General features: G+C 56.8%; 1 protein-coding gene. It reads left to right on the top strand.

What is annotated here, in order from left to right; genetic code table 11:
• On the top strand, positions 1–220 hold a 220-nt coding region (locus tag AF337_RS41250), incomplete at both ends, for a PD-(D/E)XK nuclease family protein (RefSeq protein ID WP_152971298.1).

Raw genomic sequence — 220 nt, 5'->3', positions numbered from 1 at the left:
GTGCCCGTCACGTCACCCGCAGCCGATCAGCTTCTCAAGGGCCGTATTGATATGCTGGTCGAAACCGGGATTGATTTCGCTATTATCGACCACAAGAGCTTTCCCGGCCGTTTCGAGCTTTGGGAAGAACGAGCCGTTGGCCACGCGCCGCAACTTGCTGCCTATGCAGGTGCGGTGGAATCAATCACCGGACGGCGTTGCTCTGAACTCTGGATCCATA

This window comes from Rhizobium ecuadorense, assembly GCF_001187535.1.
GTDB lineage: Bacteria > Pseudomonadota > Alphaproteobacteria > Rhizobiales > Rhizobiaceae > Rhizobium > Rhizobium ecuadorense.
The sequence above is the reverse complement of the archived record's forward strand: the minus strand, read 5'-3'. Positions and strand labels throughout refer to the sequence as shown.